Here is a 17575-nt window from a genome sequence, read left to right on the forward strand (position 1 = left end):
GGCCGAACCGTTCCAGGCCGGAGTACGGCATGATCTTGATGACCTTTAGCGCGCGGAGCTCGCCGTTTCGCGCGTTGGGCGGCCCGTCGGGCGCGTTGCGCGGGTGTCGTTGCGGCCCGGTTGCGCAGATCGGCGGGGTCGGATGCGTGGGTCGCAACGACTAGGCTGAGCGGGTCAAACGGCCGCCGGAGTGGGAGGAGCAGCAGGTGTCGTCGCTCGATGAGTTCGAGGGCCAATACACCGTCTTCCAGCAGATGGCCCAGCAGAACACGCCCGCCGCGGCGCGCTCGATGCTTGAAGTGATGAACGTCAATCAGGACATCATTCAGCGCATCCTCGAGCGGTACGAGCGGGAGACCATCAGGATCAAGGAGCTTGACGAGCCGCGGTCGGTGGTCCTGAACAACCGGTTCACCTGGTACACCGGTCCACGCAAGGACGACCGGTGCTGGCCGGCGCTGGAGAACCTGCTCCGCCGAGACGGGTGGAAGGACGACCCGTTGAAGGTCCTTGACGACGCCTCGACCAAGGTCGTGGCGCTGCTCAGCCATCCTCGCGAGGCCGTGTTCTCCGTCCGCGGCCTGGTTGTGGGGTACGTGCAGTCGGGCAAGACGACCAACTTCACCTCGGTGCTGGCGAAAGCGGCCGACCGCGGCTACAAGCTGTTCATCGTCCTGGCGGGCATTCACAACGGCCTGCGCCGGCAGACGCAGCTCCGCCTCGAGGAGCAGCTCGTCAAACCGAACCCGGGCCTGTGGCACCAGCTCACCGACCCCGACCGTGACTTCACGCCGCCGGCCAACGCCGCGTCGTACTTCAGCTCGTCCAACCGGCAGTACGTCCTGTGTGTGGTCAAGAAGAACCCGGCGGTGCTGCGGAAGTTCAACAGATGGCTCGACTCCGCGCGCAGCTACCTCGCGGACTGCCCCGCCATCATCGTGGATGACGAGGCCGACCAGGCGACGGTCGCCACCAGGACGATCAACCCGCTCATCCGTGACGTACTGACCCGACTGCCGAAGGCGTGCTATGTCGGCTACACCGCGACCCCGTTCGCCAACCTGCTGATCGACCCGTCGGCGAAGGACCTGTACCCCGAGCATTTCGTCGTGAACCTGCCGCGTCCCGTCGGCTACTTCGGCCCCGAGGTCATCTTCGGCCGCGACGTGCAGGAGTACGAGGACCCCAGCGAGGTGCCCGACGGCCACGACATGATCCGTGACGTGTCGCCCGACGACGTCGATCTCGTGCGCCCGGCGAAGGGCGAGAAGGACACTTTCGTACCGGACATCCCCGACAGCCTCCGTACCGCTGTGCGGTACTTCTGCCTCGCCACGGCCGCGCGCCAGGCCCGGGGCAGCGGCAACCCGCACAGCACCATGCTGATTCACACGAGCGTGAGCACGGGCGTCCACCAGGCGTTCAAGGCGCCGCTGCGGGCGGTCGTGTCGGACGTTGTCGCCGCTCTCGACGACCCGACCGCGGTCGAGGAGCTGCGCGCGCTGTGGAAGTCCGAGACGATGCGAGTCCCCGCCCAGGAGCTCGACGAGGAGCCGGTCGAGTTCGAGGCGCTGTTGGCGCACCTTCCCGCCGTTCTGAAGGAGTGCCGGGTCGTCATCGACAACTCGACGAGCACCGACCGCCTCGACTACGAGAAGGGCCGGGTCGTGGCCATCGCGGTCGGCGGCAACACGCTGTCCCGGGGGCTTACCCTTGAGGGCCTCTGCGTCAGCTACTTCGTTCGCTCCGTCTCGGCCTACGACACGCTGCTGCAGATGGGTCGCTGGTTCGGCTTCCGCAACGGCTACGCCGACCTGCCGAGGATCTGGATGACGGACGAGCTGCGGGACTGGTTCCGTCATCTCGCCTCGGTCGAGGCCGAGATGCGGCGGGACATCGACGTGTACATGACCGAGGACAAGACGCCCCGCGATTTCGCCGTACGCATCCGCACTCACCCCGCCCTGCTGGTCACGGCGGCGGCCAAGATGAAGTCGGCCGTGAAGGCGGCGGCCGCCTACGGCGGTCAGCGCGTGCAGACCCGGTTCTTCCGCAGCGACGACCTCGACTGGCTGCGCGGAAACCAGCAGGCCGCGCGAAGGCTGGTTCGGCGCGCCGTGGAGGCCGGGGCACGCACCGAGATCAGGGTGGCCGAGGACCGGATCGTGCTGTTCGACGTCGACTACGACCTCGTTCTCGACTTCCTGAAGGAATACGCCTTCCACGAGCGGTCGCAGGAGTGCGACGCGACGCTGTTGGCCAACTACATCGGGAAGCGCGCGGACTCGGGCGACCGAGCGCTGCGCCGGTGGAACCTGGCGTTGATCGGCAACCCGGACGGCCCCGCCGAGTCGACGTTCGAGTATGCGCCGGGCCTGTCGGTGCGCCGCGTCAACCGTGCGAAGCTCGTGAACGCGCAGGTGCCCGACATCAAGACCCTGATGAGCCGCCCCGACGCCGCGGCCGATCTGTCGGTCCCCGGAGGCTCGAAGAAGGAGCTCTCGGAGAAGGAGATCAAGGACCTGCGACGCGCCCAGATGCCGAAGACGGGCCTGCTCACCCTCTACGCCATCGACAAGACGTCGACACCGCCCGAGCGCAGCAAGAAGCTGCGTGTTCCGTTGAACGCCAAGGACCACGTGATCGGCGTCGGCCTCGTATTTCCGCTGCCGCCCGGGTCGGACTCGTCCGTCGAGTGGGAGTACGTCAGCGCGGATCTGTCGAAGCTGCAGCTCGAGGAGGAGGACCTCACCGGCCTCGAGGTCGAGGAGACCGAGTGAGTGGATCGCTCCGCGACCTGCTTCGCGACCACTGGGAGGCGCTGGCCGCCGAGCCGATCGGCTCGGCGAAGAAGATGCGGGTCGCCGCCCTGCCCGTCAAGGGCAGCACAGGGCCGATCTCGGCCGCCGTGGACGCGTCCGGCGTCCGGCGCCTGCTGATCCCGCTCGCCCCGAACGAGTCGGTCGCCTCCGCCGCCGACTCCGCGCTGCACTGGCGCGAGCGTGGGCTGGAGGACGCGAAGGTCTTCGTCCGGTACGCCGATCTCAGCTGCGATCGGCCGGACCTGGCCGATGTGTTCAACGGACTGTGCGCCGACATTCTGGTTGCAGTCGAGGCGGCGCCGAGCCGACCGCTGAAGGCGGCCCGGACGGTGGTCGCTCGTTGGCGGGCGCTGTTCGCCCCGGGCGCCGTGCCGCTCGGCGCCGATCGCCTGGCCGGACTCTTCGGCGAGCTCGTCGTCCTGGAGCGGCTGCTGCGCAGCCACGGGGGCGCCTCACACCTGTGGACCGGGCCGTCGGGGCATCGTCACGACTTCACCGGCGCGGCGCGCTCCATCGAGGTCAAGACCTCGACGGCGACCGAAGGCCGTCGCGTCCGCATTCACGGCCTTGACCAGCTGGAGGAGCCCGCGGGCGGATGCCTGGACCTGGTGTGGATCCGGGTGGAGCAGAGCACGGGAGGCCGCTGCGTTCCGGCGCTCGTCGACGATCTGCTGCAGTTGGCCGACGACGAGCACGACCTGCTGTCCCGGCTCGCCGAGGTCGGTTACCGGTCGGCCGATCGCGGTCACTACGTCGACGTCCTCTTCCGCGTGACCGAGGAGCGCTGGTACGAGGTCGGCGCCGGATTCCCGCGGGTCACCATCGCGTCGCTCGTGCCACCGGCGCCCCCGGTGATTGACGTCCACTACACGATCGACCTGCTCGCGGATCCCGTGCCGGCGCTCGGCGACGCGGACATCGAGGCGCATGTCGCGGCGGCTACGGGGGTTGGTCAGTGACCGGGATCGGCTGGCAGTCACAGGTCTACCCGCCCGAGGGAGCGTCCGCGGCCGAGGGCATCCGCAACCAGCTCGGCCGGCCGGAACTGGACCTGTGGACGGTCCTGGTCCGTGAGGCGGCCCAGAACAGTTGGGACGCGCGGCAGGGACACCAGGTCGTGGACTTCGAGATCGACATGCTGACGGTGAGCCCTGCCCATGCCGGCCAATGGCGCGACCTGCTCCTGAGGGACGTGCCGCTGAACGACCACCTGCCGTTGCGCAATGCCCTCGCCGCCCCGGTCATCCGGACGCTGCGCATCTCCGACCGCGGTACGACCGGGCTCGGGGGTCCGACCCGCGCGGATCAGGCCGTCGGCGAGGTACGCGACTTCGTCACCTTCGTCCGCAATGCGGGCGAGCCTCGCGACAAACACCTCGGCGGCGGCACGTACGGCTTCGGCAAGGGCATCTTCTACCTGCTCTCGCGGTCCGGCACGATCCTCATCCACACGCGCTGCCAGGGCGACCACGGGTTGGAGACCCGGCTGATCGGGTGTGCGCTGTGGCGCAGCTACACCGCAGACCGCCGCGAGGGACCGGTTCGGCACACGGGCCGGCATTGGTGGGGCGACCGGAGCGCGGACGACGTCGTCGAGCCCCTCGTCGGCGAGGACGCCGACCGCACCGCGCGGCTGCTCGGCCTGCGCCAGTTCGGCGCCGACGAGACGGGGACGACGATCGTGATCGTCGACCCGGTGTTCGGCGACGACGAGCCGGAGGACGTCGCCCGCTACCTGGCGGACACGATCGCCTGGCAGCTCTGGCCGAAGATCCTTCCGCTGGCCAACGGCGATGCCCCGATGCGCTTCGCCGTACGGCACGAGAACGTGAGCGTGGAGATTCCCGATCCGGCCTCGACGGCTCCGCTCAATCTCTTCGTCGAGGCCTACCGCAAGAGCCGCTCCGACCACGCCCATCGCCTCAGCTGCTACCGGCCCAAGCGCGAGCTCGGCTCGCTCGGCCTGGCCCGGCGCCTCATGCTGCCGGCCGAGGGCGGGCGGGCGTCGGAAACCGCGGGCCTGAACCGCGGTGTGCATCACGTCTGCCTCATGCGCCCGGCCGAGCTGGTCGTGAAGTACTACGCCGGTCCGAAGCCGCTGTCGGAGCACATCGGCTACGCCGGGGTCTTCCGGGCGGACGAGTCGCTCGATGACGTGTACGCGAAGGCGGAGCCGCCGACGCACGACAACTGGATCGCAGATCAGCTCGAGGGTAGTGAGCGCACCTTTGTCCGGATGACGTTCACGCGGATCGGCGAGGAACTGGAGCAGTTCAACAATGCGGGCGCGGTCGCGCGGTCCGGCTCGGCGGCGGTCGCGCTCGGCGCGGCGAGCAGCATGTTCTCGGGTCTCGTCGCGGGAGGCTGGGGCATTGGCGGGGCCACGGACTACGGCGGCGGCACGCAGGCATCCAACCCGCCGTCGTCCGTTGCGCAACGTGTCGACCTGGCGGAAGACCGGTCCGATAAGCCGCTGACCACGGGGTCCGCGCCAGGCGGATGGCAAGAGTTCGATGGGCAAACTGCGGAGTCGCGCGCGACCGGCTTCGGCAGCTCGGACGGGAACGGATGGACGGAACCCCAGGATGAGCGGCTCACGGGCGGGCCGACCGAGTCCCTCCGAGCGCCCGCGTCCGAGACTCGGCCGCCGGGCCCGAGACCCGCCGTTCGGCCCGTGGTCCGATACGACGGCGAACCGCGGCTCGACCAGCTCGACGGCCGGCCCGTCGTCGTCCAGGAGTTCATGCTGCCTGTTGACGGTGCTCAGGTGGTCTCCGCTGTGGTGAACGTCGTCATCGCCGGCAGTGGCAGCGGACGGGAAAGCCAGCCGCCCGCCGCGGCGGACATGCCGACCGTACTGGGCTGGCGCGGTAGCGACGGCCGCTTCGTCCAGGGCGACCAGGCAGAGGTCGAAGGCGGCGACGGCATCGTGTGGCAGGCGATCCTACGGCCCGCGCCGAACACCATCACCGAAGTCGCGGTGACGGTCGGGACGGTGATCTCCCGATGAGGCGGAGAATCTGGCCGTACCTTCGGCCGGCGCCGTCCACGGTCGACGCCGGAGGCTGGCAGCTGATCGACAACAATGTCTCGCAGGATCTGCCCTCCGCACTCCCGTATTGGGACTACCGAACGGCTCTTGCGTTGCGGCGCACGGTCGACATCGACCTCGAGGCGATCCTACGAGCGACAATGCTCTCGGCGGACGCTCAGCTATCGCTCGCGGTGATCTGGGCGTCGTCCGGGTCAAGCCTTCGAGAGCCCGCCGTTCGGGTGCCGCTGCCCTCCGGGGGCCGTTACCGGGGCGACCTTGACCTGCTGCTGCCTGGCGAGCGGCTGGGCGGGACCCTGGTGTTGCGCACGGTGCTGACGCTGGTCGACCCCGGAACCGCGCGGCAGCCCCTCGCTCCCAGCCGGCCGGGCTCGATGCTCTGGTCGGACGAGTGCCGCGTGCGTTTGCAGGGCGACGCGCCGCAGTTCCCGATCGCCGTCATCGACTTCACGCAAACGCCGCTGCCCGACGCGGCGGCCTGGCATCTCGACGTCAGCTCGCAGTTGGAGGCGGCGACGATGGGTGCCGTGCTGCTCTACGTCAACGAGCGCAGCACGGCAGTCGTCTGCGCGTTCCAGAACGCGGCGGCGCCGCGCCCGGCCGACCGCCTCATCCTGTCCGCCGTCTACGCCGACGTAGCCCGGACGATGGTCGAGGCCGCGTTGCACAACGACGACCTGGTCGACGACGCGGGCTTCGACGATGACACGCTCGGTCAGACGCTGCAGAATCTCCTGCGACGCCTGTTTCCGGGCCGGTCGACGGCCGACCTTCGTCACCTCCGTGACCACTCACCGCACCTCCTGACGACGCAGATCCAGGCCGCGGTCGGCATCTTCCGGGAGCCGTGATGGGCTATCTCTATCCACGCCTGCTTCCGGCGAAGGCGCAGAGGCTGCACAGCGAGCTGGTCAACGTGCCCACGAACGAGCTGACCGGTCACCACGCGCTGGATCACGTCGCGACCGTGTATGCCGCGACCGGCGGTGATCGCGTCGAACGCCAGGTCCTGTCGGGCCTGCGTGAGGAGCTGACGGCGGCCGCGCGGGCTGCGGGATTCCCGGAGCCGCCCTCTGCCGCCGACCGCATGGCGTTCGATGCCCAGATTGGACCCATGCTGCACCGGCTCATGGGAATTCTGCCGGTCGAGGCGGCTGTCGGCGATATCTGGGCGTTCACTTCGCTGGTCCTCGCACCGGACGTCGCGTATTGGCGATTTCGTCGGCCGGATGCGACGTTCGACAGCGACCGCGTGCTCCGGACTGACCTGACCCGGCATGTGTTCGCGCGGCTGTGGTGGCGGGCGTACCTGTTGTACGAGGATGTCCCCGGTGCCGATCCGTATGGCCTGTTCGACAGTGTCGGCGAGGCGGCATTCGACCAGATCCTGGCTCGGCGAGCGGCGCTCGGCGCGAGCCCGACGCTTGTCAAGGCGATCGTGCGTGCGTGGAAGAAGTCGACCGCCGACGATACGACGGACCGTGAGCTGTTGAGGGACTTCCTCAAACGGCTTCTCCGGTTGGCGCCGTTCATCGCGTTCGACGCCCTGCAGGATGATCAGCTTGAGGCCGAGCTGGCCTTCGTGATCACCGAATCGGTCGAGGCGCTCGGGCGATAGAGAGCCGTCATGGCGCAACGGCGGCTCGGCAAACCGGCCCCGAACGATAACCGCATGCCGAGCTCGTCGGCGACGCGCTCCAGCGCCGCACAGATGATGCCGAGCTGTTGGGTGGACTCGGTCGTCAACGGCCTCTCGTTCGTGGCCGCGGATATCCGACCCGGTGAAACTCATCCGAATGTCTCATTTCGTACTCGTGTGTCGGGCCGACCGGTTCCGGGCCCGACAATCACTTTCGGCCGGAGTAGCTCGGCGCGGAGCCGTTCGCTGTCGTCGTAAGCGGTGACGCGGCCACTCCCTCGATGTTTCACCATTGACTGCATTACGCGGTGGTCGGCGCTCGCGGGTCGGCGAGCCGCCACAGCAGGGGATCCAGCAGGGCGCGACTCGGTTCCCACTGCCTACTTCAGGTGCGCGTTCCGAGCGCAGTACCTTGTCGGCTCACGATGCGATGAACGTCGCGGACAGGCAGACGCCCAATCCCGGAATCCGGCCACTTCCGGACGAGGCGGCCTCGGCCGTTCGCCGTCGATGTCGAGCCGGGAGACGAACTCGCGATCCTTTGGGCCACCTGCTTCCCAACCCGGCGATAGATAGGCTTATGTCCCCAATCGATGACCAAAACTGGGGATTGCTGGAAAATACTGGAAGACCTACCATCATGGCTGTGGACGGCGCAGAGACGCAGGGGCGACTCGCTGAGGAGTCGCGTGGGACCGTGGATCGGACACGAGCTGCCCAGCTTCAAAGGGGGCGGCGATGACCAGTGACCCGAAGTGGGGACAGTTCGATCCGGCATTGCTGCAGTGGCTCGACGACCATCGTCGTCGGGCGCTTGAGGCGTACCGGGCCAATCCCCTGTTGATCGCGGAACACGCGAACCAGGAGGACAGCTATCGAACCGGCGGGTACGCCGAGCGTCAGCTGCTGGAGCTGGTCCAGAACGCCGCCGACGCCCTGCATCGTAGTGGTGTCCAAGGACGCGTTGAGCTGCGACTTACCGACGACACGCTGTACTGCGCCAACGAAGGTGAGCCATTCACGCAGGCCGGCCTGGAGGCTGTGTGTCACGCCTTCCTGAGCGCGAAGCGCGGCGAGGAGATCGGCCGGTTCGGTTTGGGATTCAAATCGGTCCTCGGGGTCAGCCAGCACCCGGCAGTCTTCAGTCGTTCGGTTTGCTTCGACTTCGACAGCGACCGACAGCGGCGTGACCTCCTTGCCATCGCGCCACACACGCGGCGGTTTCCCGTGCTACGCCTTCCGTCGCTCGTCGACGTCGACCGTGAGATGGAGGCGGATGGCGTCCTGCGGGACCTTGCGTCCTGGGCACAGACCGTAGTCCGTCTCCCGCTGTCGAACGACCACTTGCGGCTCAAGCGGGAGATGCGCGAATTCCCACGTGAGTTGCTGCTGTTCGTCCCGAACGTGTCGGCCCTTCGTCTGACGATCGACGGAGATGTCGACGTGCGGTTCCAGATCGAGCACAAATGCGTGCAGTTGCCGTCAGGCGACCTGCGTTTGGAGGGCGAGACCGATCAGCACGCCGACTGGCGCGTGTGGCACCGGACCCACCGTCCCTCGCAAGAGGCGCTGGCCGAGGTCGGCGAGGCGATCCGACGCGAGGAGATCCGCGTTTCGTACGCCGTTCCGTTGGCCGACTCCCAACAGCTCGGACGCTTCTGGGCCTACTTCCCGCTGGCGGATGAGACTTCCGCCCGAGGCATCCTGAACGCGCCGTGGAGGATCAACGACGACCGCACGAATCTGCTCACCGGCGTCTTCAACGACGAACTCTGCGAGGTTGCCGCAGAGTTGATCGTTGCTGGGGTGACCACCCTGGCGACGCCCGAGGACCCGGCCAGGCACTTCGACTACCTTCCCGCGCGAGGACGGGAAGCCCACAACGACGCCGATAAGTACCTGACGGATCGAGTACCGCGCCTTGCTGCCAAGACACGGTGCGTCCCGGACGTCGACGGGCAGCTGCAGTCGCCGAGAAGTCTGCGTGTGCCGCACTTCGACCTGCGTCTCGAGCCGGACACGTATCGTGCATGGCAGGAGGCCCCCGGCCGGCCGGTCGGCGCACCGCATCGGTCCTGCTACAGCACTCCCACGCGTCGAGCACGCCTACGTTCGCTCGTGAGGGTCGAGGACAACCTCAAGGCTTCCGAGTCCGAAGTCGGCGCCGCGGGGTGGCTCGAAATGGTCGTGCCCGCCGGTACGGACGAGCAATGCAGAGCAGCACTGCAGATCCTGGCAACCGTTCGCGACGATCTGACCCGGCGTGACATGCGAGCCGCCCGGGCCCTGCCGGACAGATCGGGTCAGCTCCACCGACTCGACCAGACCGGTGACGTGTTCCTGCGCGGCGACGTCTTGAGCTCCACCGCCGGCCTCAGCCTGGTCCGCTCGTCGTTCCTGACTATGCCAGGCATCGAGGACGCCCTGCGCAACCTCGGGTTTCAGGACGTCGACCCGGTGTTGGAGCTGAAAAAGCTTCTGCAGAAGGCGGAACGAAAGTGGGGCGACCACGAATGGACCGCGTTCTGGGAGCTCGTGGAGGAGGTGCCTGCGGGCCAGGCGCAGAACTTGTTGGAGGAGCATGTCGCCCTTGGTGGGCGCCTCTGTGTCCGTTGCCTGGACAAGTCCTGGCAGACGGTGGGAGAGGTCGTCATCGCGGGCGTCGTCGAGCCTCGTAGCGCCTCGCGTACGGTGGACACCGAATTTCACGACCTGCACACCGCCCTGCTTCGCGCCGTCGGCGTGGATGCACGGCCGATCGTTACCCGCGCAGCGCTGCACGACTCCACGTACCTGGAGTACCTGCGCATCCAGCGAGACCTGTACATGCGTGGCGTGCAGTCGCTGGCCCGTCCCGACCCTGGACTGGTCGAATTCGACGGAACGGACGCCGTCGGGCCCCTGCATCTGCTCCGGCGCTTCGCGGACGTCCACGATCAGGCGTCGCAGCAGGCATGGACGCGTGAACTTCTCGAGGTAGCGGCACCGGAGCGCATTTCACTCGGACATCGCAACCGTCGCATGTTCCCGGCCGTCCGAGAGGTACAGGCGCCTCACCTGTGGGCCGCGAGCACGTACGGCCTGTTCGCCACGGATTGGGGGCCACGTCCGGCGCAGGAGACGGTGGGTAGAGCACTCGCGGAGTACTCTTCACTGCTTCCCGTCGCGCAGTGGCCCTCGACCGAGAAGCTTCCGCTGCCGAAGAGCCTTGATGAGGTGCCGGCCAGCGTCTGGCGTGAGTTCATGACTCGCGAACCTGCGAACGCTGACGCGTGGCGGCTCGGACGACTCCTGGTGGCAGCCGCACGTTGCCTTCCCGATGAGACACCCGCGCGGGTACCTGCAATGTCCGGAACGTCAGAGGTGTTGGCACCGCCGGAAGAGGTGCTCCTCGTAAGTACGGAGGAGCAACTCCGCGCGTTGTCGGGACGGCGATTGCCGTACGTCGCCGTGGCCGACCACGTGGCCGCGCAACTGCTCATCGACAACTGGGATTGTCGCGACGCTTCCACACAGCTCAGGGTAGAGATCGTTCCGGAGACGCCGGGGGAGCCGGTGATCCTGCTCGACCGGTTCCGCGGTCTGCGCCCTCTCGCCGGTGGGCGACTGGACGGGCTCGAACTCGTCGAGTGCCAAGGCTTGGCGAGGGAGGTAACCGCGGCGGGCGGCATCGATCGTGAGCCCGTCGATCTCGCGCAAGACGGGAACGCCGTCTATTACCTGGCGAGTCTCGAGGACGAAGAGCTGCTGGTGCGGCTCGCGAAGGAATTCGAGCTGCAGCTCTCCACCCCCACTGTCTCACGCATCCTCAGCGATGCGCAGGACGAGCAGGTCAAGTCACGCATGGCGGCGTGCCGAGTCGAGCGCAACCTGGCCAAGAAGCTCCTGACACTCGCCGACGGCCGCACGCTGGAATCGAAGCTGCCCGCCGGCCTGCTCCAGGCCGTTCGACGCGTCGGGCAGGACGGAGGCGACTACCAATTGGCGGAGCTCATGCTCCACGTGCACGGATACGAGGTCCTGCGTGAGCTTCGCCGCGAACTTGAGCAGGTCGGGTTGCCCGTGCCCACGCAGTGGGCAGGCTCGCCTCCCGCAGTCGGATTCGTCAGGCAACTGGGCTTTCCCACCGAATACGCCGGGGAGCGAGGGCAGCAGCTCGAAGCAGACCTCACCGTTCCCGGACCTCCCGACCTGAAGCCGTTGCACGACTACCAGGAGAAACTGGCCGAAGACATCCGGGATCTCATCAGACACCCGGACCGTGCGCTGCTTTTCCTGCCGACGGGAGCTGGGAAGACCCGCGTCACCGTACAGGCGTTGGTCCAGGCTTTCGTGGAGGACGGCTTGACGGGTCCATTGTTGTGGATCGCGCAGCGTGAGGAACTCTGCGAGCAAGCGGTCCAGACGTGGAGCGCGATCTGGAGACAATTCGGCGACCGCAGACCGCTCAGGCTGTGCCGGCTCTGGAGCCGCAACGAGGTCGCCTCCAGCGACGACGAGGTCATGGTGGTGGTCGCCACGGACGCCAAGCTCGACGTCTGCCGGAAGAGCGACGATTACGACTGGTTGAGCGACCCGTCCGTGGTGGTCATCGACGAGGCCCACGAGGCGACAGGCAAGGAGTACACGGCCATCCTGCGATGGCTCGGGCTGGACTCGCGCAAGACCTCTCGTCCGCTGCTCGGCCTGACGGCCACGCCGTTCAAGGGCACCGGTAAGGAGGCGAACGAACGACTGGCAGTGCGCTTCGACCGCAACCTTTTGGACGAACTGGGAGACGATCCGTACGGCGTCCTTCAAGCCCAAGGTGTCCTCTCGCGAGTGGAGCACCGTGTCCTGGACGGCGCGAACGTGGAACTCGATGGACACGAGCAGGAGTACGCACGCAAGACGGGCCTGCTGCCGCAGGGCGCATTGGACCGGCTCGGCAGGGACGAAGACCGGACATTGCGATTGCTGGAGGACATTGCCTCGTTGCCCGACGACTGGCCCGTCCTCGTCTTTACTTCGTCCGTGCTGTCAGCGCAGCTGCTCGCCGCACTGCTCCGGGTGGGCGGTATCACGGCGGCAGCCGTAAGCGGAGCGACGCGAATCCACGAGCGACGTCGCAGCATCGAGGCGTTCCGCGCACGAGACATCAGAGTCCTGACCAACTGCAACGTGCTCACGCAAGGCTTTGACGCGCCGAGCGTACGGGCCCTGTACATCGCCCGGCCGACCTTCAGCCCGAATTCCTACTTGCAGATGGTCGGTCGAGGTTTGCGAGGTCCGAAGAACGGTGGCAAGGAAGAGTGCTTGATCGTCAATGTCGAGGACACGTTCGGCCAGTTCGGTGAACAGCTGGCCTACCAGAAGTTCGACTACCTCTGGGAGCGGCAAGGGAGCCGTCTCAGGTGAGACTGATTCCTGAGCTCGCCCGGCTCGGCGGCATCGCCAGCACCGCCGAGCTTCGCGTCGCCAAGCTGCTCGCCGAGGCCGAGTTGTCGAAGCCGGTCACGTGCCTCTACTCGGTGCATCTGCCTGAGCATGAGTACAAGCGGATGTCCGAGATCGACTTCCTGATCGTGTGGGACGACGCGGTCTTGGTCGTCGAGGTCAAGGGAGGCCGGTTGGGACGCCACGGCGGGATGTGGACCGTGACCGAGGACCGACTGCCCGGACTGGACGTCGCCTTCGGGTACCTCGTCGTGACGCCCGATCAGGAGCTCGGGGACGATCTCGAGTGGGAGCCCCAGCAGCACGCCGGCGTCCGCTCGATGAGCGTGACAGGCATGGAAAAGGCGCTCGAGAGCGCGCACCGATTCTGGAGGAACAGGCTCGGTCGAACTGTCCGAGGAGGAGCGTACCGAGACCTGCTGCGGGTGCTCCGGCCTGATTTCGACCACGTCCCGACGTTCCGAGGCAGCGTCGTCGGCCTTGAGGACGAGTACGTCAGGTTGGCCGATCGCCAGTACGACCTGTTGTTGGGCGCCGAGCGCAACCCGAGGATCCTGTGCATCGGCGGAGCGGGTTCGGGCAAGACCATGTTGGCGGCTGAAACAGCCCGTCGGGCCGCGCGGCAGGGGCATCGTGTCATGCTCACCTGTCGCTCCGAGCCGCTCGCACGGATGCTGAGGGGCCGGCTCGGCGGCACGGACGTCAGATGCGTGCCGTTCGACGCGGCACTCGGCAGCAAGCCGGTGGACGTGCTCGTCGTCGACGAGGCGCAGGACGTGCTCAACGTCGAGTCCCTGTTGCAACTGGACGAACTGGTGGTCGGCGGCTGGTCCGAAGGACGATGGCGTGTCTTCTGCGATCCCAACAACCAGGCGAACGTCGACGGGGTTTTCGACCGCGGATGCTTCGACGAGTTGGCGGCACTCTCGTCGGTGATCGAACTGCCGTTCAACTGCCGGAACACCGCGACCGTCGTCCACCAGACGCAGATGGTGACCGCCGCGGACCTCGGGGTCGCCCGCGCGGGCGAGGGGCCGCCGGTGGAGTACAAGCGTTACCCGGACAGGAGCGCAGCCGCCCTTCTGCTCGACGCGCAGCTGAAGCGGCTGCGGAGAGATGAGGTCGACCTGGCCGACGTCGTCGTCGTGACCATGCGCGACAACGTTTCCGAGAGCACCGCGACGGCCACCAAGACTTATCGGGACGGGCGACTCGTGGCCTCGAGGGGAAGCGTCGAACCTGTCACGAATGCCGCTCGTCTGGTCACCGCCGCCGAGATCAAGGGACTGGAAGCCGCTCACGTCTGCGTAGTGGACGTGGACGACGTTCACGAGCCCGTGGCCAGGGCACGGCTGTACGTGGCGATGACCCGGCCACGGATCAGCCTCTGGCTGGCGGTCTCGGACCGCGCTTGGCGACAGATCGCAGAGGGGCCGACCCCAGGAGGAGCGAACTGATGCAGGACCACGACCTGGTTGCCACCCGAAAAGACCTCGTGCAGTACCTCCGGGAGCAGTACCTCGGGCCCGTGGGCGGCACTGACGAGATCGTCCAAGGCCGGCCCGACCGCGTCTACCTCGTCGGCACCCTCTATCCCCGCGGTCGTTCCGCAGAGCGGCTCGACGGCAGCGTTCTGGGCGACGACGCGCACGACGACGACCTGGATGAGCCCGTCGAGCTCGCCAACGCTTGGCACCCTGCCTCCGCAGGCGTGTCGTTCCTGCACGACGCCGTCGCCTTGGAATGCACGGTCACAGCAGCGGTCTACGAACCGGAAGGAACCCCAGGCGGCAAGTCCCGCACGGACCGCTGGCGACGCCGACAGCTGGTGCAGGCTCCGGTCACGTTCTCAGCCGGCGAAGGTCTGCAGCAGGTGAAGCGACAGAGCGTCCTGGGCGATCGTGCCCGACTCGTGTCGGTGTGGCGACCAGTTGGTGACCGATGGCTTGTGACCGTGGCGCTGGAGAATCTCGCGGAACAGGACGAGGCGGACGCTCCACCGGCCACTGATCGCTGCTTGTTCCAGGTCGGCGTCCGGTGTGAGGCCGTCGGGGGGAGTGTGCTGCCGTATCCCACGAGCGAGGAGCTCAGTGCCCACGAAGAGGACGAGGAACTCCGCCTGCTCTATCGCGATCGGCGTGCGTACGGCGTCGGGCACGGGTGCTCCGTGAGTTGGGAATCCGGGCCCGACGGTGCAGTCGTCGCCGTGTCGACGGACATGCTCCCCACGACCGTTGTCCCCGGCGTCAGGGCCAAGGGTCTGGACCTCCCGATTCTCAGACTGGCGCGTCTGGCCGATGAGACCTTGCCGGCCGAACGGCTCTGCGCCGAACTCGGCAAGTTCGTCCTCGCCTACGAGGAGTGGATCGGCAAACGCGAGACGGAGGCCAAGGGCTTCGAGGAGCGACTCCAAGCCGCCGCCGAGCGCTTGCTGAAACGGATGCGGTGCGCGGCCGACCGAATGAGGGAGGGCATCGAACTGCTCGGCGACCCGAAGGACGCACGTCCGTTGCTCGCCTTCAGGCTCGCCAACGCCGCCATGCGCGAGCAGATGCTGCAGAGCAGCCACGTGCGGAAGTCGCCGGGCATCCGGGGCACTCCGCTGACGACACGACCGCATGCGGTCGACGAACCTGCCTGGCACCCGTTCCAGCTCGGGTTCCAGCTGTTGTCCCTCGCGTCCACGGCCTTGGACACGCATCACGACCGGGAAACGGTCGACTTGATCTGGTTCCCCACCGGTGGGGGCAAGACCGAGGCGTATCTCGGCCTCGCCGCTTTCGAGATGATCCGACGCCGCTTGTACCGCGGAACCCGAGGCGGCGGCACCGCGGTCCTCACGCGGTACACCCTGCGGCTGCTCACCGCCCAGCAGTTCCAGCGGGCCGCGACGTTGATCTGTGCCTTGGAGCAGTTGCGTGAGAAGAGGACGGAACTTCGGGACACCCCGGCGTTCAGTATCGGCCTGTGGGTCGGGGGCGAGACCACGCCCAACAACTTCCAGGACGCCCACGAGCTCACGACGGAGCTCAGGAAGGCTCAGGACCCGGAGAGCCCGTTCCAGATCCAGGCATGTCCTTGGTGCGGCACGCCACTCCTGCCGCGCACCAAGCAGCACGACGCCGGTGCATACGGGGTGCGGGCGACCAAGCACACTTTCGAGCTGTTCTGCCCGCACGACGAGTGCCCTTTCCACGCCCTGCTGCCCGTGAGCGTCGTCGACGAGCAGATGTTCCAGGATCCCCCGACGCTGCTCGTCGCGACGGTGGACAAACTGGCGCGGCTTCCGTGGGTGAAGGACGCTGGATCGCTGTTCGGCCTCGGCGGTGTGCCCTACGACCCGCCCAGTCTGGTGATCCAGGACGAACTGCACTTGCTTTCCGGTCCATTGGGCACCACTGTGGCGCTGTACGAGTCGGCCGTACAGAGCTTGATCGGATGGCACGGCCCCCGTCCCAAGATCGTGGCGTCCACCGCCACGATCCGGGCGGCCGATGATCAGGTGCGTGGCCTCTTCGGCTCAGAGGTGGCGCTCTTCCCGCCGAGCGGTCTTGCCGCCGACAACAGTTTCTTCGCCGAGACTGATGAGGACGCCCCGGGCAGGCTCTACGTCGGTCTCATGCCCCAAGCACACACACAAGCCTTCGCCACCGTCCTGACTTGCGTCGCCCTCCTTCAAGGGCCGCGGTATCTGGGTCTGGAGGATGGCGCACTGGACGCCTACTGGACCGTTGTGGCGTACCACAACAGCCTGCGAGAACTCGGTCGCACCGTCACGATCGCCCGGGACGACGTCGAGAGCATGCTTCGCGCCAGGGACAGCGGGGACCGTCCGTCGCGGAGCCTCCGTCGCGGCGGAGTCGTCGAACTCACGAGCAACGTGCCGGCCAATCAGCTGCCCAAGCTCATCGAGCGGCTCGAACGGCCGGTTCAACACGCTGACGCCGTCGACCTCGTCGCGACGACCAACATGCTGTCCGTCGGCATCGACATCAGCCGGCTCGGGCTGATGCTGATGAACGGGCAGCCCAAGACAACGTCCGAGTACATTCAGGCGACCAGTCGAGTCGGGCGAAAGAACGTGCCCGGACTGGTGGTGACGCTGCTGCGGGCGAGTAAGCCTCGCGACCGTTCCCACTACGAAGCGTTCCGTGCATTTCACCAGGCGCTCTACCGTCACGTCGAACCGACGAGCGTCACTCCCTGGTCGCTCGCATCGCGCAACAGGTCGCTTCCTGCTGCGCTGGTGCTTCTCGTCAGGCACGGTGTAGCCCTACGCGGCAACGACGAGGCCGGCGACTTCCACGCTGACGATCCGCTCGTGAAGGCGGCCGTGGCGAAGCTCTGCGCGGTCGCACACAAGGCCGACCCCGACGAAGCGAAGCAGGTCGAGGCGGAGTTGCGACGACTTGTCGACGACTGGGAGCACCGCAGCCGGCTGGCCGAGTCGCACGGCGAGCGGCTCAAGTACGACTCGAAGGACGGCCCGGCACTGCTCAAGGATTTCGGAGAGCAGCGGGACGGGTGGGAACTGATGCACTCGATGCGTTCGGTCGACCGGCAGGTCCGCGTGGTGGCCGTAGGGGAGGCGTTGTGAGGAAGCGGGGCAGGTCCAACCTGAGGACC

Annotated in this window: 8 protein-coding genes; all 8 read left to right on the plus strand. The window is 67.3% G+C overall.

From position 1 onward, the window contains the following. The first annotated feature begins 206 nt into the window (after nt 1–206). Nucleotides 207–2780: a Z1 domain-containing protein gene (locus ACPPVO_RS01665; RefSeq protein WP_426509455.1), complete on the plus strand. Its 2574-nt coding sequence runs from the start codon at nt 207–209 to the stop codon at nt 2778–2780. Further along, nucleotides 2777–3781 (plus strand): PD-(D/E)XK motif protein, encoded by a 1005-nt coding sequence (locus ACPPVO_RS01670; protein ID WP_426509457.1) that lies wholly within the window; start codon nt 2777–2779, stop codon nt 3779–3781. Before ACPPVO_RS01665 ends, ACPPVO_RS01670 begins: the two co-directional genes overlap by 4 nt. Then, the gene (locus ACPPVO_RS01675) at nt 3778–5832 is read left to right on the plus strand and encodes a hypothetical protein (RefSeq protein ID WP_426509458.1); all 2055 of its coding nucleotides are present in this window, start codon (nt 3778–3780) and stop codon (nt 5830–5832) included. Before ACPPVO_RS01670 ends, ACPPVO_RS01675 begins: the two co-directional genes overlap by 4 nt. A gap of 182 nt (nt 5833–6014) precedes the next feature. Next, nucleotides 6015–6725, plus strand: a complete 711-nt coding sequence (locus ACPPVO_RS01680; RefSeq protein ID WP_426509460.1) for a hypothetical protein — start codon at nt 6015–6017, stop codon at nt 6723–6725. Then, complete coding sequence (locus ACPPVO_RS01685) at nt 6725–7492, plus strand: DUF6339 family protein (protein WP_426509461.1); 768 nt, start codon at nt 6725–6727, stop codon at nt 7490–7492. Before ACPPVO_RS01680 ends, ACPPVO_RS01685 begins: the two co-directional genes overlap by 1 nt. Nucleotides 7493–8251: 759 nt before the next feature. After that, nucleotides 8252–12910 (plus strand): DEAD/DEAH box helicase, encoded by a 4659-nt coding sequence (locus ACPPVO_RS01690; protein WP_426509462.1) that lies wholly within the window; start codon nt 8252–8254, stop codon nt 12908–12910. Further along, nucleotides 12907–14406 carry an NERD domain-containing protein gene (locus ACPPVO_RS01695; RefSeq protein ID WP_426509464.1) on the plus strand — a complete coding sequence of 500 codons (1500 nt, stop codon included), beginning with the start codon at nt 12907–12909 and terminating at the stop codon, nt 14404–14406. The genes ACPPVO_RS01690 and ACPPVO_RS01695 overlap by 4 nt, the downstream gene beginning before the upstream one ends. Further along, nucleotides 14406–17546, plus strand: coding sequence for a helicase-related protein (locus tag ACPPVO_RS01700; RefSeq protein WP_426509466.1), 3141 nt, complete (start codon nt 14406–14408; stop codon nt 17544–17546). The genes ACPPVO_RS01695 and ACPPVO_RS01700 overlap by 1 nt, the downstream gene beginning before the upstream one ends. Nucleotides 17547–17575: the final 29 nt, after the last annotated feature.

The sequence above is a fragment of the Dactylosporangium sp. McL0621 genome (assembly GCF_049995355.1).
Lineage (GTDB): Bacteria > Actinomycetota > Actinomycetes > Mycobacteriales > Micromonosporaceae > Dactylosporangium.

What these genes read in the sequence shown, in the direction of transcription:
- ACPPVO_RS01680 (WP_426509460.1), top strand. Translation starts at nt 6,015, where the DNA reads ATGCTCTCGGCGGACGCTCAGCTATCGCTCGCGGTGATCTGGGCGTCG.
- ACPPVO_RS01690 (WP_426509462.1), top strand. Translation starts at nt 8,252, where the DNA reads ATGACCAGTGACCCGAAGTGGGGACAGTTCGATCCGGCATTGCTGCAG.
- ACPPVO_RS01685 (WP_426509461.1), top strand. Translation starts at nt 6,725, where the DNA reads ATGGGCTATCTCTATCCACGCCTGCTTCCGGCGAAGGCGCAGAGGCTG.
- ACPPVO_RS01700 (WP_426509466.1), top strand. Translation starts at nt 14,406, where the DNA reads ATGCAGGACCACGACCTGGTTGCCACCCGAAAAGACCTCGTGCAGTAC.